Raw genomic sequence first — 23,396 nt, forward strand, 5'->3', positions numbered from 1 at the left:
GTGAAATTTATTTTCTTATTTTGAGGGCATGAAAATCCTTGTTTTAATGGTCGCATTTATGCTGCCGAGTATAGTTTATGCCCAAAATATAAATACCACTTTTAAGGTTTACGATGTAAAAAAGCAAAAAACCATCTCATTGGATGATATTGTATTAGACGTTGAAAAAGCGGATGTTTTATTTTTTGGAGAAGAGCATAACGATTCCATCGGGCATATTTTGGAGGCAGAACTATTTAAAAAACTGAATGAAAAATATCCTAAACAGATTGCCCTAAGTCTCGAAATGTTTCATACTGATGTTCAGCCCATTGTAAATGAATACCTAGCGGGTGTAATCTCAGAGAAAAACTTTATCAAAGAAAGCAGGGCATGGGGAAACTATATAGATTATCGCCCAGCGGTTGAATATGCAAAACTAAATCAGCTACAGGTAATTGCCGCAAATGCTGCCGCCCGATATAGTAATGCGGTAACGGTGAGCGGTTTAGGGGCACTAAACAACTTTCCTGAAACTTCCAAGGCATTTTTACCGCCTCTCCCAATAGACACTGCAACAGGTAGATACAACGAAAAGTTTATTGAAACTTTGGGCGGGCATAACATGGGCACAATGAAAGTTTATCAAACCCAAAATTTTTGGGATGCTACTATGGCTTGGTCAATTGCAAAGTTTGCAAAAGCGCATAAAGGAATCAAAATTTTGCAACTAAACGGCCGTTTTCATAGCGACGAAAAACTGGGCACATTGGCAAAGCTTAAAATGTACGCGCCTAAGTTAAAAATTTTAAATATTTCTTCATTTTCTGACGAAAGTCTTGAAAAACCAGATTGGGAAAAATTCAAAATTTTAGGCGATTATATCATTTTAACAAAGCCGAAAAGCAAAAAAAGTGAGTAAGAGAGGCTGCATCATAGTTCAATTCACGTCTGAGGTCGCTAAATAATATTTTACAACAAAAAGCCCAATTGATTTTAAATTCAAATTTGCGTGTGAATTTTCTATCGCTCCTGGTGTGTCTTATACGGTTCAAAATAAAATTTTGTTTGCCACACTTATTTGTGGTTTATGACACAGCCTCTTCCAAATATTATGCCTTAGTTTTAAGCAAATCTCTTATTTCTGTTAGAAGGATTTCTTCTTTTGTTGGTGCAGGAGGAGCAGTAGGAGCTGCTACTTCTTTTTTCTTCATGTTATTTACCACTTTGATGATGATAAACAGCACCAAGGCAACAATAATAAATGTGATAACCTGAGATAAGAAGTTACCATACTTAATAGCCGTTCCAGGTATGACCAGTTTAGTCAAATCTTCCAACTTGGCAGCCTTTAGCGCGGGGCCCAGTACGGCTGGAGTGATAATATCCTCTACTAATGAACTTACAATTTTACCAAATGCGGCTCCAATAATAACACCGACTGCTAAATCGATAACATTGCCTTTTACGGCAAAATCTTTAAATTCTTTTACAAATCCCATAATTGAACGAAGTTTAGAATGATTTATTTACTAAAGTAGCAAACATTAAAGTTATTACAAACGTTTTAGCAAAAATTTAAATCAGCCATTAAGTCAGCATTTATGCTATTCTGGAAAATATCTGAGATGATTTGTTTATTTTTGCTCCAATTCTTTTATACATAATATGCTAAAGCAACATTTACAACAAAAATTATTACAGAAGTTATCGCCTCAACAAATACAATTTATAAAGTTGTTGCAAGTACCGACTGTTGCCTTAGATACCCGTGTAAAAGAAGAATTAGAAGATAATCCGGCACTCGAAGATCCGAGTTTAATGACGGCAGATGAGCCTAAAGGCGAGTATGACGATTTAAATGATGGGCCAGATGATTACGAAAAATCGTCGGAAGAAACGAGCATAGATGAGTTTAATGTAGATGATTATCTACAGGATGACAATACCAACGATTACAGCACCAATTACAATAATGGCGATGATGATGATGAGAAAAAAGAAACCCCAATTGCGATTGAGAGTACTTTTTTCGAAAGTTTGCAAGAACAGCTCGATTTAGTTCCATTATCCGATCAGGATTTTATCATTGGTAAACAAATTATTGGAAGTTTAGATGATGATGGTTATTTACGTCGTCCGCTAGGCTCGATGATTGATGATTTGGCCTTCTCTCAGAACGTAATTGTTGAGGAAGAGGATGTGGTTGAAATGTTGCGTTTGATACAGAGTTTTGATCCTCCGGGAATTGGCGCAAGAGATTTGAAAGAGTGCTTGGTGATTCAGTTAAAGCGCAAAGATGCCAATAACCCAATTATTGTGAAAGCCATGAATGTGGTTGAAAATTATTTGGATGAATTTACCCGAAAACATTACGATAAATTAGAAAAAAGCCTAGGCTTAGATAGCGAAGAACTTAAGGAGGTGGTTAATGAAATATTGCGCTTAAACCCTAAACCGGGTGATGCCAATCAAATAACAACCAAGCAAATGCAAATTATTCCTGATTTTCACATCAGCAATAATGATGGAATTTTAACACTCACGCTAAATTCTAAAAATGCACCAGAACTGAAAGTAAGTCGCTCTTATCAAGAAATGTTTGAGCACTATGATAAAGCCTCATCAAAAGATAAAAAACTTAAGGAGGCGGTTCAGTTTGTGAAGCAAAAGCTAGATTCGGCAAAATGGTTTATTGACGCCATAAAACAAAGACAGCAAACCTTACTTAAAACCATGAATGCGATTATGCACTATCAGTATGAGTATTTTCTCACTGCTGATGAGCGCAAAATGCGCCCGATGATTTTGAAAGACATAGCTGATAAAATCGATATGGATATTTCAACCGTATCGAGGGTGGCCAACTCCAAATACGTACAAACCGAATTTGGAACTTTCTTATTGAAATCTTTCTTCTCTGAAGCCATTCAAACCGAAAATGGCGAGGAAGTATCCAACAAGGAAGTGAAAAAAATTCTTGAAGATTGCATTGGAAACGAAGATAAACGCAGACCCTTGGCTGATGAAAAACTAACTGATATTTTGAAAGAAAGAGGTTACAACATCGCCAGACGAACGGTTGCGAAATATCGCGAACAAATGAATATTCCGGTAGCACGTTTAAGAAAAGAATTATAACGTTAAACGGCTTCTATTGATTAATCCATAAAATTTGAATCGGTTTTACCACATTTTGATGTAAGACGGAACTTTGTAGATGTTGTTTAGCAATAAACCTAAAACAATCTCATGACTACCGTTGCTTACCTGATTTAATTCGGATGTGGTAAAATCGTATGAGTAAGTAAGATTGACCATTTTACCGATGTTAAATCCGGCCATTGCAGCAAAGGAATCACCTTTACGATAACTTCCACCAAGCCACACCTTATCTTTAAAAGCAAATTTCATATTTAAATCTACCGATGCAGGTGTTGGAGAGGCAAATTTGACCATAAATGAAGGGATGGCTGCAATCTCATTATCTACATAGAATTTATAACCAGCAGTTGCAAAGATATGGGGAATTTCTTTTCCCTGATTATAAGAAGCATCTCCAGTGAAGCTTAATTTTTGAGGTAAAATTTGCTGTGCTGACAAACCAGCAAACAAGCGAGCACCATAGAGCCACAACCCAACACTTACATCGGGTTTAATTTGTGTTACCAAGGCTCTTGATAAAATAGGCTCGTTTGGGTTTTCGAACGTAAGTGCATTTACATCTAGGCTAATTCTAGAAATCCCTGCTGCAACACCTACTGATAGGTTAAAATTATTACTTAGTTGTAAATGATAAGCATAAGTTAAATTTGCATCTAACCGTGATATTGGACCGGTTTTATCGAGTACGCCTGTAACCCCCATGCCATGATGAGATGGAGAGGAAGTGTAATTTTGAGTATAATTTCGATCCATTGGATTTCCAGTTTGCTCAGGAAAGGAGGTTAAGGCATTGCTCCAGAGCTGATTATCGCCAAGCGCCCAGTTCGCAGAAACAAAAGATGTTTGTGGAGCATCAGAAATTCCGGCCCATTGCTTACGATAGCCCGCTTTAAAATCAACATAATTTTCTATGCCAGACAATGCAGGATTAAGCAAATACTGGTTAAATATATATTGCGTGTATTGTGGCTTTTGTTGAGAAAAGCCAGTTATTGAGAGAATAGTGAGGGATAATAGTAAAATTAATTTTTTCAATTTTATCTGATTATAGTGAGCGGTCCTGTTACTGATTTACGTCCATTTCTGGGATTAATGACAAAATAATAAACTCCCACAGGTAAAGATACATTTTGGAAATTACCATCAAAAGGAATTTTATAACCATTACTAAAGAACACCCTTGTTCCTAGTCTGTTGAAAATTTCAACAGTGGCATTCGGGTAGCTGTCTAGATATTGGATGTTCCATACATCATTAATATTATCGCCATTTGGCGAGAAAGAATTTGGCGGAGTTAAAGCCTGCAAAACTTTTATGGTAATGGTTGAAGTAGCCGTACAACCCTGATCAGTAGAAACGACGAGTGTATATTCGGTGTCTTTTACTGGTGAGGCTACTGGATTCAAAACCCGATCGCTACTTAGCCCCAAAGCTGGTGTCCATTTATAAGTTAGGTTATCGCCTTCGGCAGATGCCTGAATGGTTGTTTCGCCACCAGATAGAATATAGGTGGTGAATCCGGCATTGGCCCTTGGAGATTTATAAACCACTATCGTTTGGCTGATAGAGGCTGGGCAGCCATTATCAGCCGTAAAGGTATAAGTAATGGTATGTGTGCCTATATTTACTTTTTTAGGATCGAACTTCCCAGTAGCATCAATGCCTTCGCCAGTATAAACGCCCTTCCCTAAAATACCGGACGTTTCCCTTGCTTGATTGATGATTACATCGCCATCAGCCTGACAAACGGAAGCAAGCTCCGTAAACTCTAACTGAGGTGTGGGTTTAATCGTGATCTCTGCATCTTTGATCTTAAAACAGGTTTCTCCAGAGTAAGCTACCAATCTAATGGTGTATTTTTTATCCGTTAAACCTCCAAATGACGGGTAGCTTAATCGAATATCATCACTTGTAGGATAATTAATGGTGATAAAATCTCCCGGCGCATTAAGAAAGTCCTTGTAAATATAAATTTTGGTAATCTTTCCAAAAAATGCATTGGATGTATTATTGATGACCACATCCGCGCTGCTGCATAGATTCGCCTCGTTTTGGATGGTGAATTCGGCATTCTCTACTGCTCCATTCACCGTAAAGTCTTGATTTTTAGTTGAAATGCAACCATTTGCATTGGAAATTTCTAATGTTACTTTATAGGTGCCTGCTACCGAATAATTGTGCTTACCATCCTTAGTCGTGCTGGTATTCGGGTTGGATGGGGTTGAATTGACAGCATCACCGAAAGTCCACTTGTAGGTAAAGGCACCATTACCACCCGTGGCGTCAACAGATTTATTTACAAAAAGGGCAAAAGCATCATTCAAGCATATATCAGGGATCGAAAAATCTGCGGAAGGTAAATTGGTAATGGTAATGCTAGCGCTTACTACATTACTCACGCAATCACGTGCCGAAGTTGTTGTTAAAGAGATGGTGTAAGTACCTGGCGTGGCGTACTGATGCGCAAACGCTGCAGGTGTTGTTTGATCTACAGGCGGCGTTCCATCGCCAAAATCCCAATGCCAATTTATGATGGTATTGGGCGTTTTTGCACTGCTGATTGTAGATTGATCTGTAATCAATACATCTGTATTTATACAACTTATTGCTGGGGCACTAAAGGCAGAAACAGGCAATGGATAAATGCTTACCACAGTAACTGGTGTTGGATCTGAATAGCAGCCTGTTCCCGATTTAACAGATAGCGTTACGTTATAATCTCCCTCTTCATCGTATTGATGTTTTGGGTTTTGCTCTGTTGATGTTTTACCATCACCAAAATCCCAAAACCAATTGGTTATCCCGAAATCGGGATTATTTGATGTACTTTGATCGGTAAAAGTAACATCAGATTTGGCGCAACTTGTGGGCGAAACTGTAAATTTAGCAGTAGGCAAATCGTAAATGGTAAACACATAATTCGTGACCAAATCTCCGCTCACGCAATTAGATGCATTGTTGGGGACATGCGCCACCACACCCAAATGATATTCGCCTGTTATTGTGTAGGTTTTATTGGCTGGGTAACGATAAATGTAGGTTTTCTGTCCGTTTGTGGTTTTAACTTCGGGAACAGGGTTTAGTGTAATCACATCTGGCTCCCCATCTAAACTCCAAGTAATTTTATCAGGTTGATAGGGTAAATTAATCTTAAAATCGACTTCAGTACCGATACAACCATTTGGATATTCCTCTTTTTTTGCTTCATTAACAACCGTTAAATAATTGTTAGAGGATAAGTTTGTTCCGGCAGAATACGAATAAGATTCTGCCTGGCCAAAGCCGTAGGCAATTGCATTGAATCCTTCATCGGCTGTGAGTGTTAAACTATTAGAGCTTACCGGAATTTGTGCATAGGCATAGGTAGGATTACTGGTTAGTGGTTTCCAAGCCACAACTGGCGCTACACCATTTATTTTGAAAGTGCCAGTTTTATTTGCACGGATTAAGATGTTAAGATACCGAACCGCAATGGCTTGTAGTGAGGAAGAAAACACGGTGACCGCTTTAATGTTAAACTCAATTGGATTTAGAATAACCATTTCCGGATCGCCAATTAAATTTGTTCCATTCACCGAGGAGCAGCCTTGGGTTAATGAATACTGCGCAACACTAATTAATTTATCAGAGGTGATAAAAGTTGGTTCGACTAAAATTGTGCTTTCGTAGAATTCTCCCTTTTTAAGCGTAATTGTTTGTCCGGCGAAATTGACAATCGTATTATCGTCTTGTGCCAAGATTCTTAAGATATACCGTCTATCAATAAAAGGAACAACGCCATAATTTCTACCCCAGCTTACCGTTGGATAAAGTTGTTGGTACAATGGATCTTGAGAGCCAGTACAGGCAATCATCACAACGGAGGTGCCAGAAAAAGCGGCAAAACGCTTACACGATGATGTTGCTGGATCAGATTCTACATAAACCCCAGTTAAATCTGCATTTCCTGTGCCTACATATTCGTAAACATCACCGGCATTAGCAAGCGTAATCGTTTTTACAGTTCCCGTTTTTTCATGTATGAGTAAGGTTGTGTTTGCTTCTGCCGCCACCAATGCAAGAAAATTATTTCCTCCTGTCGATTGCGTGTAGTTCATCGAATAATAGGTTTGCCCAAGTGTTTCAAATGGCAAAATCAATGAAGCGGCTGATCTTGCACCCGCATATATATGGGTATAGGCCGATACTTTCGGTTTTCCATCTGTAACCTTAATATGTATTCCCCTGTTAATCAGATTGATATTGGCTTCACCCAAACTTATATAGGCCGCATTGCGATCAACATCAAACTGAACAGCTGTATTTGCAGGGATGGCTTTGGTAGCCGTGTATGTTCCGCAGCTTACGGTTACTTCGGTATCAAATTTTGAAGTTACAAAAACGGCAAGATTTGCAAGTGTTGACGGGCTATTCGGAACATGGGTTGGAAAAACAGCCCAAAAATCTGTTCCTTCATTTGAAATATTTTGACCAAATACGCGAGTGGTAATGGATACAAATAGAATAAAAATAAAGATTAAGACCTTATTCATTTCTTGTTTGTATTGTTTGGGGAATATTGCATTTCATCAAAATCGGAATGCAATATACTATTTATGAAATACAACAAAAAACAAGTTGCTATAAATTAACCATTTAAATTCAAAAAAATGAGTTTGGTGTAAAATTCACAGGGGTTGATGTAAAAAAATATTTACAAAGACTTTGTCAAGATACAAGTTTATTCAGATTTCAGACAAGACATCTGAAAACTAGATGGGATGTTCCAAATCAATTTTTATTTACCATCATCGTCAGACTGATCTCCGCTTCCGAATTTCTTGGAAAAGTCTTCCGCTTTTTCGTCGGCAGCAACATCATTATGATCTGTTGGTTCTAAATTCTCATCCAATCGATCGTTCCAATCGTTAATGCCTTTAGCAGGGTTTTCCACTTTTAAATTAGAATTTTCTTGTTTAATCGTTTCGGCGTTCTCTTTGGCATCCATAATTTTAGATTTAATTCAAATTAACAACAGCTGGAATGGGATAAAGTTTGTAGGCATTTTATTTGCCATTGGGTTCGTCCTTACCTTCTTTAAAAGATCTAACACTTTTACCAATTCCCCGCATAAGTTCCGGCAATTTTTTACCACCAAAAATTAATATAATAACGGCTCCAACTAAAATGATTTCTAAAACTGACATGGCTCTTCTTTTTTACAATATACGCCAAATAAATAATATGGTTTTATTTCATCAGGCAACTAATACTTTTAAGGTTCTATCTTTTACTTTGGGAACTGCCCCATGCCGCATAAATTCGGCAAATCCACGAAGTTGCTTGATTGATTTTATGGCTTCATAGCCTGCAAAATTACTTCTTATCTTATTGAGCAGCATGGTATCCGTTTTAAAAAGGTCGCTTTGAGTTAAAACACCCTTTTGGATTAAATCCTTAATCAACTCGGCCATTTTGCCATTTGCATATAAATAAATGGGAAGCTTAAAAACTTCGTTATTCAGTTTTTTGAAAGATTGATTAATCCAATCGGCATCAACTTCATTTGTAACCGCAATTTTTCCATCCTTTAGTTTTATAGAATTTAAAAATTCCCGAGCACGTTGCCTGGAAATTATGCCTGCATACACGCCATCTCTAAGCGTATAATCTAGTCGATCTGCACAGAGCAATGGCAAAGGTTGTTCAAGGATGCTAAATCTGCCTGAGACAATTTGATCAATTGTATATCCATGATGAATTAAAACCTGCGGAATTTCGGAATTTGAAAGCACTTCATCAAAGATCTGTTCATGGTAGTTTTCATCTACATTGTCAAAAACATAATCGCCCACGTGAGAAAATGCCGTATGCGAAACATCGTGTAACAACCCTGCAATTTGCTCTAGCTCTGAGCCGCCAAGCATTCGTATCAACATCATCACACCAATTGCATGCTCCAATCGAGAATGACAAATATCTGGATTTACCAAATAAATTGCTCCACTTTGATGTACGCCAGCTAAGCGTTTTAATGCATCTGTATTTAACAAATCGTGAAAGACTTTTGGCACTTGCATATTGCCGTATAAAAAATCGTTTAGCTGTACCATATCCCCTAATTTATTCCATTTAACGTTACACAAACTTACTAATATTTTTAGTAATTAGTTCGGTTATTTTTCAACAAAAGCATTCAAAATCGAATACGAACGACTTGTAAATAAACTTTCAAATATTTTGAAAATGATTATTACAATGCAATGATTGATAAAACATACACAAGCAAAACCAAGTTTGTAAATTGTCCGTTATTAATAAAAAAAGAATCAAAATGGCAACGGCTCAACAAATTAGAACTGCATATCTCGATTATGTTTTAACACATAATGAGAAACCAAAAACTGTTTACAGTTTTGTTAAGAAATTGAAAATTACAGAGGCTGATTTTTACCAGTTTTTTTCTTCCTTTGAAAGTATTGAGAAAACAATCTGGTTTGAGCTTACTCACGATACTATTAATAAGGTTAAAGAGCAAGAGGTTTGGAACCAATACACTTCCAGAGAAAAGATGCTTTCTTTCTTTTATAGTTATTTAGAAAACCTTAAAAACGAACGAAGCTTTATTATTTACAGCTTAAAGCATTTTAAAGGCAAATTTTCTACTCCTGATGTGCTTGCTGGTGTTAAACCAATTTTCGAAAACTTTGCCGAAGATATTATAAATGAAGGACTTGAAAGCGGCGAATTGGCCGAGCGTAGGTTTTTAAGTAAGCGATACAAAGATGCCCTTTGGATTCAGTTTGCCTTTATCGTTAATTTTTGGGTTAATGATGAGAGCGAGGCTTTTGAGAAAAGCGATGAGGCTATAGAAAAAGGCATCAATGTAACTTTTGATCTTTTCCAACACTCTCCTATTGATAATTTACTGGAGTACGGAAAATTTTTGTCTAGAAATGGAAAATTTAAAGAGAGAATGGGGTTTTAAAATTTAATGAAAGCACAAGAGAGTATTCCAACAACAAAAGTAGAGCGTTCGGCGAAATTTGTAAAAACAGGTTTTCAAATCGGCGGAAATTACATTAAACATTATTCTAAAAAGCTTTTTAATCCAGATTTGGACAGAGCGCAGCTGAATGAAGATAATGCCACTGACATTTATAAATCGTTAAGTGAGTTAAAGGGCAGTGCACTTAAAATTGCTCAAATGCTGAGCATGGATAAAAACATCCTGCCAAAATCCTACGTTGATAAGTTTACACAATCGCAATACAATGCGCCGCCTTTATCTGGGCCGCTAATTGTTAGAACTTTTACCAAGAACTTCGGAAAAACACCCGAAAACATTTACGACAGCTTCAATCTCGTTTCCAGCAATGCGGCTTCTATCGGACAGGTGCATCAAGCCACCTTAAACGGAAAAAAATTAGCCGTCAAAATTCAATATCCTGGTGTTGGCGATAGCATTTCATCTGATTTAAAATTGGTTAAGCCTTTTGCCTTTCGCTTGCTTGGCATGTCAGAAAAGGAATTAAATATTTACATCAAAGAGGTTGAAGAGCGATTGCTGGAAGAAACAGATTACGAGTTGGAGGTTAAACGATCTATCGAGTTTTCTGAGGCTTGTAGCAATCTCGATCATGTTGTGTTTCCGAGATATTACCCAGAGCTATCGGGTAAGCGGATTATAACAATGGATTGGATTGATGGTTTGCATTTGAAAGAGTTTTTAAAAACAAATCCTTCACAAGAATTGAGGAATAAAATCGGACAGGCATTGTGGGATTTCTACAATTTTCAGCAGCATGAGTTAAGGGCTGTACATGCCGATCCACATCCAGGCAACTTTATGATTACGCCAGAGGAGAACTTAGGTGTAATCGATTTTGGCTGTATAAAAGAAATGCCTGATGATTTTTATTACCCTTTTTTCTCGCTAATATCTACTGATGTTATTAATGATCGGGATAAAACGATAGATGCTTTTAGAAAACTGGATATGATCCATAAGGAAGATACCCCAGCACAAATAGAGTTCTATTATAAATCGTACAGAGAAATGATTGAGCTTTTTGCTAAACCTTACATCAGCAAATCTTTCGATTTTAGTAAGCCAGAATTTTTTGAGCAGTTGTATGCTTATGGAGAAAAAATATCAAAAATGCCTGAATTTAAACAAGCTAGAGGTGTTAAACACTTTATTTATGTAAACCGAACCAACTTTGGGTTATATACGATATTACATGAGCTAAACGCCACTGTAAACACCGATACGTTTAAACCGACTTTAGAGAAAGCGGTTTAAACGTTTTTCTTAACTACATCAACCATGTGATCGATATCAAAAGGTTTCTCTATGTAATCATCAGCATTGCAGTCTTCGGCCTGCTGTGGTAATTTGTTTGATGTAGAGGTTAATACGGCAGGAATATCTTCAGTTTCAGGGTCAGATTTTAATTCGTTAATAATTTCTGATCCTTTTTTTGTGCCTTTAATATGGTCGTCAATAACGATGATATCGGGTTCAATCTCATCTATATTTTCTATCGGTTCGGTTGTTAATGATGCGGTAACATCAAATCCCTCCTCATCCAAAACTTGATCCATAATGTCTAGGATGTCTTTGTTATCCTGAACAAGAACAACTTTTTTCTTCATAAGATTTTATAGGGCTAATAATCTTTAAAGATAATAAAAAGTACGTTCTGAAAATACATCTCTAATTTTTTTACAAACCTAATATAATTAAAGGCTTAGCGTAGGTATGTTCAGTTAAGGTGCTTCAACTTTCAGTACAAGGCTAAAAGAGATGAAATTTTGCTGTTCCGTATATTCTGTGTTTCAGTGGCAAATATTGAGTTTAAATAATCTTCATCGACGTTTTACAAATGAGAGACAAAATTGAAAGGACGAATTTTAAAAAATATTTTTGTACGCCCGCATTTTCATTAAAACCAAAACCCTGCTATCATCATCTTCAGCATTTCTTCAGAATCAATTTGTACATTAGCGCAAATCCAAACAATTAATGAACCAAATATTTAAGGGCAGATACTCAATTCTATTGGGTTTCTTAATTTATTTCATCGTATTTTCTTTCATCATCCGAACAATTTTATTTGTTTCTGCAGCGCAAAAGGCAGAATTTCAATTTTTAGAGGTTATGAGATTTTACCTGGTTGGGTTTCTTTTCGACTTGGGCACTGGATTAATCCTAACCACCCTTTACTCCATATATCTGTTGGTAATCCCTCATCGCTTTTATGTTAAAAAGTGGAATCGCGTTTTAACACTTTCTATATTTTTTCTATTCTTAGTCATTACCCTTTTTTCTTTCTTTGCTGAACTTACGTTTTGGCAAGAATTTGAGAGCCGATTTAATTTTATTGCGGTAGATTATCTCATCTATACCTATGAGGTGATTCATAACATTAACGAATCTTATCCTTTACCCCTACTGGTTGGCGGAATCTTGTTAATTGCTTTAGGCCTTACTTATCTTTTTTATAAACTCAAAATTTTCAGCAGCAGTTTTAAAAGCCATAATCGATTTAAAAACAGATTGTTATATGCTACTTTAACCGTTGTACCGGCATTGCTTTTTTTATTCATTGTTAAAAATAACTGGGCAGAACAGGGTAATAATCGATATACAAATGAACTTAGTAAAGCGGGTATCTATTCTTTCTTCGCTGCCTTTAAAAACAACGAATTAAACTACCACGATTTTTACAGCTTAATTGCCAACAAAGATGCTTTTGCATTGGTTAGGAAAGAACTTACCGAAAGCAATTCGAGCTTCAAAAATGATCGCTTTTCTATTTTAAGAAACTTAAAAGGAACAGATTCTGCCTATAAACCTAACGTAATTACGATTACAGTGGAAAGTTTAAGTGCCGATTTTTTGGCGCATTATGGCAATACACAAAACATTACGCCAAGGCTTGATTCTTTTGCCAACCACAGCGTTTTCTTTAGCAATATGTATGCAACCGGAACCCGGACCGTTAGAGGCATGGAAGCTCTAACGTTGGGCATCCCGCCTACGCCAGGAAGCAGTATAGTTAGGCGCATGGATAATGAGCACCTCTACACTGTTGGGCATGTATTTGAGGAAAAGGGCTATGTGAACACTTTTTTTTATGGTGGTGATGGATATTTTGATAACATGAATCATTTCTTCGGCAATAATGGTTACAACATTGTTGATCGGGGAAGAAAGTTATTGAATGAAACTTACGATGGTACCAGAACCTTAATATCAGACGATGCAGTTACTTTCGAAAATGCATGGGGAATTTGCGATGGGGATATTTTTAATGTGGTCATTAAAGATGCGGATGAGAAATATAAAAAAGGTCAGTTGTTTAACAATTTTATTATGACTACCTCCAACCACCGACCCTTTACTTTCCCAAATAACAAGATAGATATTCCTTCTGGCAGCAGAGAGGGTGCTGTTAAATATACCGATTTTGCCATTGGGCAGTTTATAGATCAGATTAAAAAGAAACCTTGGTTTAAAAACACGGTAATCATCATCGTTGCTGACCATTGCGCCAGCAGTGCTGGTAAGAACGAAATTGATATTTCTAAGTATCAAATTCCCTGTATGATCTTAAATTTGAAAAACACCGAAAATAGGAACATTTCAAAAATGACTTCTCAAATTGATTTGTTCCCTACCTTGTGGAGTTTATTGGGTTGGAATTATACCAGTGAATTTTATGGGAAAAATGTACTGGATCAGAAATATGAATCACGGGTTTTTTTAGGCACTTACCAGAAATTGGTTTACATGAAAGGCGATAGTTTGGTTATTTTGAGTCCGCATAGAAAGATTGACACCTACCTGTATAACAAAAGTAAAAACGAACAGAAACCCTTTGCTTTACCAAAGAAAATTGTAAATCAGGGTATTGCGAATTATCAAACTGCTTTCGATTTGTTTAGAGATGGTAAACTAAGGTACAAATAGACTGAATTGTTTAATTTTTCGAATGCCGTTGAAAACTAAAAGCAAATCAACATCCATTAAGGTGCTGAAATAAATTCAGCATTAAAGAAAACCCCGCAGCTTATAGAAACTGCGAGGTTATATTTTTTAGGGGGGGGGTATGAAGGTTTTCTACAATTGTTTTTGAAGTTCCCTTTCAATCAAATCCACATCAATGGGTTTAATTTCTTTGGGTTTCTTCTCCGTAACGTATTTAACGCCAACTCTTAAAGCTTTTAAGCCCGAAACACCTTGCAACTCATCCAATTCCAAAAGTTCTAAATCATCGTTTAGCAAACCTTGATCTTGCATGTAGGTGATGTATTCCATGTATTCTTTTGCTTCTTCGGCATTGAAGTAAACCATAGAAATTTTATGGGGTTGTGTTAAACGCTCATTTTTGTTTTTGATTAAAACTTTATCAATGCGCTTTTTAACTACCTCATAACGAATATTATACGCTCCTTCCACATCAAATCTACGCTCATCGTTTCTAAAGCTAATATCAATTGCATTAGAGTGGATAAATATCAAATGTGTGGTTTCTAATGGTCTTGGCATTTCGCCTATTAAGCCTTTAGACAGGCGAGCAATCTCTACCATGGATGTTAATTGCCATAAGCGGATGTTTTTTAAATACATCAAATCGAATGGCTTATCTGGTGCAATTTCTTGACCGATATAAATGTCGTACTCTACACCATCTGTTCTAAACTTGGCAAAATAACAAGGATAAGAGCTTTGAAGATTTTGCTGAGCGGTTTCTAAATACTGACTCACTTCGGTGTTGATCAACTGCATAGAAACTTCCAGTTGACGTCTATTTTTGAAACCATCGCCCGTTTCAGGAACAATAACTTCAAAATATTTTTCAATGATGTCGGCAGTTTTTGGATAATTCCCTTTTATGATGGATAAAAATGGGTAAACTTCTGACTCTAAAAACTCTTTTAGTAAATTTTCTTCGTTTGATGATGCAAAATCACAGATGCGTTTAATCCAATCCTTACAATTGAACAACAACTTATCGGTTAGCTCTAAATAAACATGCTTGCGAATGGCTTTTAAAGTCGAGATAAGGCTGTTCAGCTGAATTTCCATATCGTCTTTCAAGGCCTTATTACGCTCGACGGTTGAGTTACGAATATCAATAGCCCCAAATAATGGGTACATGTGTTTAAAGGTAACGGTTTCTATCTCCTTTAATTTATGGTAGCTTTTATTTTTGTTTTGCTGAAGGAAATGCCAAATGGCTTCGTTAAACTTCCATTCTACAGAGGGTTGAAGCGCAGTGAATTTATCCATCAAAACTTCGTCCATTTTGGCATCAAATTCTTCTATGCTGTACTGAAAAAGTTGGCCGATAAGTGGCATTGCGGGACGCAACCTGGATAATAATTTATCATCAACCAAAACTTCTTTGCTCGAATATACTTCTAAAACACCCGCTAATTGAGTATTGTAATAAACTGGCAATACCGAATAAGAACAAACACCTGCTGCTTTTAACACGCGTAAAAACGGGTCTTTATCAATTTGATCGTCGTTAATAGAACTGACAAAAATGGCTCTTGGGTTTTCTTTATACTTATCTACCAGTGAATAGAATACCTCTTCTTCCAAATTGGATGCCTTTGCCGAATTGATGAGCATGCTTTGAGAAAACTCTTTATTGTCAAATACCAGCTTTTTGTTAACGGTTAAAAATGGCATTAAACCAAATTCTAGGTTTCCATTTCCACCCAATGTTTTTAGGGCTTGTATAACATGGGTATAGGCTTCGGTTTGATAATTATGGTTAACCAAGGCATCTCTAATGCCATCAATTGCATGTTGAAGGGTAACATCGGTAATCGAAATTACGCTGAAACCTTCAAAGAGGAAGTTTGATAGTGGCAAAACTTCTGTTAAATATTCTAACTCTGAATTGTCTTGGAAATGCTGACCAAGCTCTTCAAAATTAATTTCAGGCAAATCGCCTTTGTGTAAAATTTCTACAAATTTAGTATCGGTTTGGATGTTATAGTACGAAGTTAACTTAGTTTCGGTATCGATATGGGCATAGATGATCTCGTTTTTTAATACGGAACTGAAATTATAGAAACGACCTAAAATTAGGTTATAAATAAATTTCAACTGCTTTTTTTCTACGGGCTCGTTATCTTTTGATACTTTGTTTTTAGGATCGTGATCTTTAAAAAAGTTGTAAAATGCGTTTGTACTAAAGAAAATCTGATCGGGAATTGGCGTACTCAGGGCCCAATAAAGATCATCTTCATTTGCCATCAAAGGGGTTAGAATGGTAAAAATTAATTCTAATGTATCTTGATATTTCGATAATTCTTCTGCCGGAATGTTGCCTAGAAGCGCTTCATTTTTCTCAATTTTTTCTAACAAAAACCTATAAAACTCTGATTTTACAGATTGCTCGGTTTTCAATCTGGTTTTGAGGTATTCAACAAGTGGGCGGAATGACAGATTGGATTCCACCTGGCAATGAATACATTCGTTTTTATTAATCTGTATTACATTGGTGTTCATTGTATTTGTTTATTATGGGATGTGAATTATAGGGTGAATATGCTTACTGGATGATTATTCTACAAAGATACATACAGGTTAAAATAAAATTAGTCTGATAAACGTAATACTTGGATAATCTCTCTATAAGTATGTTACACAAATTTAGTACCTAAAATTTATAGAAACGTATGGATACCAACCATCTGTGGAGTGTCCCATAACAAATCGCACAACTGTGAGTGATGCCGGAGCGAAATACACCCCCCCACCTACTCCATGGTGCCAAGTGGTAGAGGCTTCATCCCGTTTCCAAACTCTCCCTACATCATAAAAACCCAATAAGCCAACTTGTCCGGGTAAGATATAACTGACCAAATCGCCTATTTTAGCCCTCAGTTCTAAATTGTTGTAGAACATATGCTCTCCTGCAAACCTAAATTGGCGATAGCCTAGCAAATTCCCCTGCCCACCAAGATAAAGCGCTTGGTAAAAGGCTGGTTTTCCAACGGTTACCCCTCCTCCAAAACGATCTGCCAAGATAAATGCTTTCCTACCATCTAAGTTTTTATACAGCGAAATGCTGGCGGTTAATTGTCCGAATGAATTTGAATATTTATTGATGCCTTTGTAACCGACCAATTTAAAATCGACATAACTGCCAAGTGTTGGTAGTAAGTCGTTGTCGCGGGTGTTGTTGGTAAAGTTTACAATAGCACCGGCAAACATCTTCTCATTATCAATGGTTAAACTATCTGATGAGTGGAGTTGTGCTGTGTTTCTAATGAAGCGACCGTTATTATCATCTGCATCGAGCTTATAGTATTGTAAAGATGGCCCGAAACTGAAGGTTGATTTCGGTCTTCTCCAACGCATTAAGGGGTCTATTTGATAGAGGTTGAATCTTGTTCTGTAGTATCTAATTTCATCGCCATGCTCATCGAAGCGGGTATCGTTACCCAAACCAAAAAAGTTTTGTGTATTGTTGGGTGCATAGGCATCGGCTTTCAAAATAAAATCGCCTTTACCCAATGCCTTGAGCCACTCGCCTCTGTAGTTAAACCTAAATGCTGAGGTAGAAAATGAATGCAGAAATGAAACGGTTTGCGAATTGCCATACGGTTGTTTCCTAAAGCCTGGGTTGGTTTGCTTGTACACCAAGCCCAATAATAATCCATCATCGTTATTGAAACCTGCATTTAAGTTTAATGAGGCTCTCTTATACATGTCTTTTGGAATGTAGCTGAAGTTTGAGGTATCGTTAGAGATGATCTTTCTCACCCGATCTGCATCCTCACCTTTATAAGTAGCCTTATCTTTTCGTCCATAGAGCGTTACAGAGGCATTGCTGTTTTCAAAATCATAATATTTGGTGCCTTTGCCGCCAATAATGCGCAATTTAATTTTTGAGGTTTTGTTGTTCAAAATTAAACTATCGTTGCCATTGTGCATGTAAACACGAATTTCTTTGGTTATCTTCGGATCGAAAACGCGATTGTACAGCTCTTCTTTGATGTTTCCTTCTTTGGATATTTTATTGATTTTGATGGCCATACCATTATCGGGCGCATCAGCAATGTGTATCAATTCATTTTTATTGGTTACTTCTATATCTACAATGCGATTGAAGAAATGATAGTAATCGTTCATCAGTTTTGGCAACATCTCAATCCTTGTTCTCATTTGAGCCAAAAGCTCATCGTGATGAAGCGAATAACTAGGCTCTGGGAGTTTTTTCAATGCTTTTTCGAATACTGCATCGTTATAATTCGCACAGAAATCTTTTATAATCTCATCCCATTCTTTTTCATCAATGTCGGCTGTCCAACGGCTGCTGAGTTCTCTTCCTTCCCACAAAAACCAATCGATATTTTGAATTTTACGTTCGTAGCCTTGCATCATTGGCAGTAGCGAAGAGCTTTGGGTAAAACGTTGTAATTTACCGTCTGACCGGAAGAAAACTTGATCTCGATCTCTTGGAATTGGGCTGTAACGGGAGCCTCCATCTTTTTTGGTTTCTTTCCATCGCCATTGATCTTCGTGCCTATCCCAATCTCCGAGCAATACATCCAAGGCTCTGGCGCGAAGCCAAGCTGGCCCATCTAGTGTGTTGTCGTTATCATCAGTTAGTTTTTTATCCATTTTTGGCGAGCTATCCGATTCGCCTGTGGGTTCTCTTTCTTCTAAAAGACAAAGGGTATTTGCAAAAGCGGGTTCAAATTCGCCTAAATTATCATCTGGCGATACCCAACCAATAATTGGGTTGGTATGTGGCACTCCGCCTGCTTTTGCTAATTCTGGAACCACTAAGGCAGAAAATGGATGTTGGGCAGACATGTTGTCCTTAATGATGTCTTTAGCAAAGGTTTCTCGCAATTGTGCGGGCAGAAGCACTTCGGGAAACTTTTCTACGCTTCGAAGCACGTATTCCTTGCCGTTTTTATCTTCTAAACGAAGCGAACGTGATTGATTACCTCCTCCGCGTTGGGTGGCTTTTAACCCTCCAAAAAGTTTAGATATCCTTAAAACGGGAACGGTGGTTTTCTGTGCATATTCTTTACGGTAATTTTCGCCAAATATATATCTGTGGAAACGGCCTACACTATCGTATTCGGGTTTTATTCTGATGGTTATGCTGTCGGCTAAAATTGGCTTATCTCGGTTTCTCGCCTTTTGAGTGATGGTTTCGAATTTTTTGGTGTAGCTGAAAACGCGTTGCACGCCAGAGTCGGCATAAATATAATACTCGTAGCGCATATCATTGTTCATCAACTGATCTGCAACCACATAGCCTTGCTGCATTTCGTGGAATAGGGAATTTTTACCTTCCTTGTTGGGCGAAACCTTTGATCCAGAACCACTTACAATTTGGAGTTGTTTGCTTTTTATTAATTGCAAACCATGTTCGTGCCCGGATACATAGGTAACATTTGGGTAATCGCCAAAAACACCATTTACAGATTTGATGAGATCTTTATAGGCAGGATGGTTTAAATCTTCAGGACTGAGTAAGGTTGACCTTAAAATTGGATATACCGAGCCTAAAACAGGCAATGGGATGTATAAATTTTTGTTTAAGGAAGTTAATGGAAACAGGTGATTGCGAAGATTGAAGTATCCACCGTGTGGCCCGTAACTTTGAAACGGGTGATGCGAAGCCAACAAAATAACTTTGCCTTTATTTTGTTCTAGGAGGTCTTCCATTTTTACTAAAACCTCGTCCTTGGTATTGCAATCGCATTCGCCATTTGGATTTTGTTTGTTATAGGGGAACAACCACCATTCGCTATCGTACGCGATGATGGTTAATTTATCGGTAAGTTGGATGGCAACGGGATCTGGACAACCATTTTGGGGTATCAATTTAAGCAATGGATCGTTTTGCGCTTTTAAAAAATCATCTTGTGCTTTAATTTTAGCCAATCCTTTTGGTCCTGATTTATCCCAATCGTGGTTACCCGGAATAAAATAAACCGCAGCGCCCATTTTGCGCATTGGCTCGAACTGCGATTGAAGGATTTTTTTAGTATCCTCCTCTTCTAAACTGCCTGGCAAGCCCATCCCTGTGGGGTAAATGTTATCGCCGAGATAAACTACTGTCGTTTTTTTAGGGATGATTTGTTTGGCGGCATTTTTTAAATCCTGCATTTGTGCAGTATTCATTTCGCCTGCATCGCCGAATAAAATTACTCGGTACTTAACATCTTTTTGTGCCGATGCAGTGAAAAAAAATAATAGTAAAATTGAAAATAGGGTAAAATTTTTAATCATAGCAGGGCATTTATCAATGATCGTAAAGCTAATTTACGGTTTCTTATTTTTAAACATTAAAATATTTCCGGCGGCTAATGTTCCGCCTTCGTTTGAGATGTAAAGGTTGTTATTGTTATCGAATGCAATACCTTCGGGTTGGTTAAATAAACTTCCATTTAATGGGTAAGTTGCTTTAACTTTAAAGTTTTCATCGGTTACCACCAATAGTTTATTTACGGAAGAAAGGATGTACCACTCGTTGGTTTTCAAGTTTTTAGCTAAGGCTGATGGGCGGAATCTGGTTTTATCGCTTCCTGCTGATGCAGCAATATCTTTATGTGATAAACCAAATGTTCCGCTTGCTTTGAAGCTGCCGTCTGCCGCAAAACTAAAGGCGTAAATGCTTGATTCTTTTGCTTTTGAATCGCCTTTACTGTCTTTGGTTAAGATGTAAATTAAGCCTGTTTTTTCATCTGCTGCTAAGCCTTCATATTCTGCTTTTGGTACCAAATCTTTGGTTTTAATTACATTTCCGGCTTCTGGTTTATTGATTTCGGAAATTGGGAAGGTGTGCAGCTCGCCGTTGCTTTTTAGTACCACGACGTGGTTTTTGATGATGGTTACATCTTCATAATCGCCTTTACCTCCAAATTTTGTGAACTTCGATTTCTTATCGCTTAAGCCCAAATGAAATACATCCCCATCTTCATCTTGTATGGCAAAAACTTCTTTCGCATCTCCATTGTGAAACACGATGCCTGATATTTCAAAAAGATTTTGTGGCATGTTGTATTTTACAGGATTTTCCAAATCATACGGCAAATCGCCTTTTGGTTGCAGCGAGTTTGAGGCAGTATCTTCATTCTTGTCTTTATGTTCTGCATTTACACAAGAAATACCGAAAAAAGCAATAGCCGTTAATACAAATAGTAAGGATATGGTGATTTTTGTAATTTTCATAAGGTGTTAAATTTTGTTTTTTAGATACTGATAAATTTCCTTTTGAGATTGAAAAGGAACTTTTCCTTTTTTTACAGGGATATTTTCCATTTGCTCGTTTATAATAACAGCTTGGATGTTATCCTGTTTTTGGATATTCATAATTTCTAAAATTTCGGCTTTAATGCGCTCATCATAAATGGGAAAGCATACTTCTATTCGGCGGTAAATGTTTCTGTTCATCCAATCTGCCGAGCCTAAATACACCTCTTCTTTGCCTAAATTATGAAAGACGAAAATTCGGCCATGCTCTAAATAACGATCGACAATTCTGGTTATGCGAATGTTCTCGCTCATGCCCTTTACGCCTGGAATTAACCTGCAAATGCTTCGAACAATCATTTCAATTTTTACGCCTGCCTCTGATGCCTCGTAAAGTTTGTTGATTAAAACTTTTTCTTCGAGGTTGTTCATTTTAATGGTAATGTGTGCCGGCTTACCTGCTTTGGCATGTTCAATTTCTCGATCGATTAGATTGATAAATGCTGACTGAAGATTAAACTGTGCGACCAAGAGGTGTTGGAATTTGATTAAATCGGCGGAGGTGGGCTTTACCCTCTTTCGCAGAAAAATGAATAGCAACTCCACTTCGCGAAGCATATCTTTATTGGCCGTCATTAAAATATGATCGGTATAAAATGCTGCTGTACTTTCGTTAAAATTTCCTGTGGCAAAGAGGCCAACATTGCGGGTTCTATCTCCAATTTTTCTTTTAACGAGGGCTACTTTTGCATGTACTTTTAGTGCGGTTACGCTGTAAATAATTTCTACACCTACGGCCTTCATTTTTTTTGCCCACTTAATGTTGTTGGCTTCATCAAATCGGGCTTTTAATTCGACCAAAACGGAAACTTTTTTGCCATTTTTGGCTGCGCTGATTAGGGCGTTTACAATTTTAGAATCGCTGGCTACACGGTAAAGGGTTACACAAATTTCTTCTACGCTTTCATCAATTGCGGCTTCATTAAAGAAACGCAAAATGCTATCGTAACTTTGGTAAGGCGTATGGATGATGATGTCGTTTTTATAAATCTCTTCGGTTAGGGTTCCTCCTATTGCATCGGTATTGCATATTTTCGACCATTTATCGTTTGATAGATTAGGAACATTTACTGGAAATGCCATCAAATCTTTAAGATTATGGTATTGCCCACCTTCTACCATATTCGCTTTCTTTAAATTGAAAAGCTTTTTAAGTAGATCTAGAATGGGTGCTGGGATGCCTGGTTGATGCAGGAAACGGGTTGCCAAGCCGAAATCTCTTTTGAGGAGTTGCTTCTCTAACTGATCGGATAGGTTACCCGAATATTCGTCTTTTAAATCAATCTCCGCATCTCTAGTTACCTTAAAACTAAAGCAGCCTAACACTTCATCGTGAGGAAAAACCTGATGCAGGTGGTGGCGCAAAATATCGTCTAGAAAAACAATAAAGGTTTGCTTATCCTGCTCAATTTTTAAAAAGCGTGGGAGCTCGTTCGATGGAATATTTAAAATGACCACCTTATTTTTTGATCCATTTTTAAGGTTGATTAAAAAATAAAGCTCGTTATTGGATGGGAAGAAATCTGTTTTTTCATCTACATACACAGGTTGCAAAAATGCCATTACCTGACTTAAAAAGTATCGGTTTACTTCTTCTTCAATCTCTTCGGGAAATGGCTCTGCATAAATCAGGTTGATGTGGTTCTGCTTGAGCTGTGGAATGATATCGGTTTTTAGGACTTGCCCATAGCGCTGTTGCTGACTGGCAATGAGCTGATTGGCGGTAACCAACAGATCATCAGCGATTTGTATATCGTTATTGTCTTTATTGCTCAGCTTCTGCAAGGCTAAAAGAACTGGCATCCGCACGCGGTAAAATTCATCTAGATTGGATGAAAAAATAGACAGAAATTTTATTCGCTCCAATAAGGGAACGGTATTTGTTTCGGCTTCGGCCAAAATTCGTTCGTTAAATTTTAACCAGCTTAAATCTCTGTTAAAAAGGGATGTTGCAATCATTTGG

The 23,396-nt window shown here is 37.3% G+C and carries 16 protein-coding genes; 5 read left to right on the forward strand and 11 right to left on the reverse strand.

Annotated features, from left to right (window positions below; genetic code table 11):
• Positions 1 to 28 precede the first annotated feature (28 nt).
• Positions 29 to 901 (forward strand): ChaN family lipoprotein, encoded by an 873-nt coding sequence (locus DHW03_RS06320; RefSeq protein WP_109924849.1) that lies wholly within the window; start codon positions 29 to 31, stop codon positions 899 to 901.
• 190 nt (positions 902 to 1,091) lie between these two features.
• Here the strand turns inward: DHW03_RS06320 and mscL are convergent, their stop codons facing one another.
• Positions 1,092 to 1,481, reverse strand: coding sequence for a large-conductance mechanosensitive channel protein MscL (gene mscL / locus DHW03_RS06325; protein WP_109924850.1), 390 nt, complete (start codon positions 1,479 to 1,481; stop codon positions 1,092 to 1,094).
• Positions 1,482 to 1,647: 166 nt separating this feature from the next.
• On the opposite strand from mscL, the gene rpoN reads away from it, so the two are divergent.
• Complete coding sequence (gene rpoN, locus DHW03_RS06330) at positions 1,648 to 3,120, forward strand: RNA polymerase factor sigma-54 (protein ID WP_109924851.1); 1,473 nt, start codon at positions 1,648 to 1,650, stop codon at positions 3,118 to 3,120.
• Positions 3,121 to 3,165: 45 nt separating this feature from the next.
• On the opposite strand, the gene DHW03_RS06335 is transcribed toward rpoN, so the two are convergent.
• The 5 genes from DHW03_RS06335 to DHW03_RS06355 all read right to left on the reverse strand — a co-directional run bounded on the left by DHW03_RS06335 (position 3,166) and on the right by DHW03_RS06355 (position 9,236).
• Positions 3,166 to 4,179, reverse strand: a complete 1,014-nt coding sequence (locus tag DHW03_RS06335) for a PorP/SprF family type IX secretion system membrane protein (RefSeq protein ID WP_109924852.1) — start codon at positions 4,177 to 4,179, stop codon at positions 3,166 to 3,168.
• Between the two features lie 2 nt (positions 4,180 to 4,181).
• The gene (locus tag DHW03_RS06340) at positions 4,182 to 7,676 is read right to left on the reverse strand and encodes a PKD domain-containing protein (RefSeq protein ID WP_109924853.1); all 3,495 of its coding nucleotides are present in this window, start codon (positions 7,674 to 7,676) and stop codon (positions 4,182 to 4,184) included.
• 245 nt (positions 7,677 to 7,921) lie between these two features.
• Positions 7,922 to 8,131, reverse strand: coding sequence for a hypothetical protein (locus tag DHW03_RS06345; protein WP_109924854.1), 210 nt, complete (start codon positions 8,129 to 8,131; stop codon positions 7,922 to 7,924).
• Positions 8,132 to 8,189: 58 nt separating this feature from the next.
• Positions 8,190 to 8,330 (reverse strand): twin-arginine translocase TatA/TatE family subunit, encoded by a 141-nt coding sequence (tatA, locus tag DHW03_RS06350; protein WP_109924855.1) that lies wholly within the window; start codon positions 8,328 to 8,330, stop codon positions 8,190 to 8,192.
• A 51-nt stretch (positions 8,331 to 8,381) separates the two neighbouring features.
• Complete coding sequence (locus tag DHW03_RS06355) at positions 8,382 to 9,236, reverse strand: HD domain-containing protein (protein WP_109924856.1); 855 nt, start codon at positions 9,234 to 9,236, stop codon at positions 8,382 to 8,384.
• Positions 9,237 to 9,457: 221 nt separating this feature from the next.
• On the opposite strand from DHW03_RS06355, the gene DHW03_RS06360 reads away from it, so the two are divergent.
• Entirely contained in the window at positions 9,458 to 10,111 is a 654-nt protein-coding gene (locus DHW03_RS06360) for a TetR family transcriptional regulator C-terminal domain-containing protein (RefSeq protein ID WP_109924857.1), read from the forward strand.
• 6 nt (positions 10,112 to 10,117) lie between these two features.
• Positions 10,118 to 11,428: an ABC1 kinase family protein gene (locus tag DHW03_RS06365; protein ID WP_109924858.1), complete on the forward strand. Its 1,311-nt coding sequence runs from the start codon at positions 10,118 to 10,120 to the stop codon at positions 11,426 to 11,428.
• Here the strand turns inward: DHW03_RS06365 and DHW03_RS06370 are convergent.
• On the reverse strand, positions 11,425 to 11,781 hold the full coding sequence (locus tag DHW03_RS06370; protein ID WP_109924859.1) for a response regulator: 357 nt from the start codon (positions 11,779 to 11,781) through the stop codon (positions 11,425 to 11,427). The genes DHW03_RS06365 and DHW03_RS06370 overlap by 4 nt on opposite strands.
• Positions 11,782 to 12,151: 370 nt before the next feature.
• Here DHW03_RS06370 and DHW03_RS06375 point away from each other — a divergent pair, with 370 nt between their 5' ends.
• A complete protein-coding gene (locus DHW03_RS06375) occupies positions 12,152 to 14,101 on the forward strand; it encodes an LTA synthase family protein (RefSeq protein ID WP_109924860.1) in 1,950 nt (649 codons plus the stop codon).
• A gap of 150 nt (positions 14,102 to 14,251) precedes the next feature.
• On the opposite strand, the gene DHW03_RS06380 is transcribed toward DHW03_RS06375, so the two are convergent.
• From DHW03_RS06380 to ppk1, 4 genes are all read right to left on the reverse strand, one after another.
• The gene (locus DHW03_RS06380; RefSeq protein WP_109924861.1) at positions 14,252 to 16,660 is read right to left on the reverse strand and encodes a GAF domain-containing protein; all 2,409 of its coding nucleotides are present in this window, start codon (positions 16,658 to 16,660) and stop codon (positions 14,252 to 14,254) included.
• Between the two features lie 144 nt (positions 16,661 to 16,804).
• Positions 16,805 to 20,410, reverse strand: coding sequence for a BamA/TamA family outer membrane protein (locus tag DHW03_RS06385; protein ID WP_109924862.1), 3,606 nt, complete (start codon positions 20,408 to 20,410; stop codon positions 16,805 to 16,807).
• Positions 20,411 to 20,443: 33 nt separating this feature from the next.
• A complete protein-coding gene (locus tag DHW03_RS06390) occupies positions 20,444 to 21,352 on the reverse strand; it encodes an SdiA-regulated domain-containing protein (protein ID WP_109924863.1) in 909 nt (302 codons plus the stop codon).
• Positions 21,353 to 21,358: 6 nt separating this feature from the next.
• Complete coding sequence (gene ppk1 / locus DHW03_RS06395) at positions 21,359 to 23,392, reverse strand: polyphosphate kinase 1 (protein ID WP_109924864.1); 2,034 nt, start codon at positions 23,390 to 23,392, stop codon at positions 21,359 to 21,361.
• Positions 23,393 to 23,396: the final 4 nt, after the last annotated feature.

Source organism: Pedobacter yonginensis, assembly GCF_003173595.1.
Classification (GTDB): Bacteria; Bacteroidota; Bacteroidia; order Sphingobacteriales; family Sphingobacteriaceae; genus Pedobacter; species Pedobacter yonginense.